General features: G+C 68.7%; 1 protein-coding gene. It reads left to right on the top strand.

Annotated features, from left to right (window positions below; genetic code table 11):
* A partial coding sequence (locus B8W69_RS29680; protein WP_281255259.1) for a CoA-transferase occupies positions 1–249 on the top strand: 249 nt, incomplete at both ends.

The raw sequence follows: 249 nt of genomic DNA, 5'->3' as shown, positions 1-249 counted from the left end.
GATCCACGCGCAGAAGGCCGACCGCAAGGGCAACGTGCTGCTCTGGGGCATCCTCGGCGTGCAGAAGGAAGCCGCCCTGGCGGCGAAGCGCTGCATCGTCACCGTCGAGGAGATCGTCGACGAACTGGACGCCCCGATGAACGCCTGCGTCCTGCCGAGCTGGGCGCTCAGCGCCGTGTGCCTGGTGCCCGGCGGCGCGCATCCGTCCTATGCCCACGGCTACTACGAGCGCGACAACCGCTTCTACCA

The sequence above is a fragment of the Mycolicibacterium vulneris genome (genome assembly GCF_002104765.1).
Taxonomy (GTDB): domain Bacteria; phylum Actinomycetota; class Actinomycetes; order Mycobacteriales; family Mycobacteriaceae; genus Mycobacterium; species Mycobacterium vulneris.
This window is presented reverse-complemented; position numbering and strand designations above follow the sequence as displayed.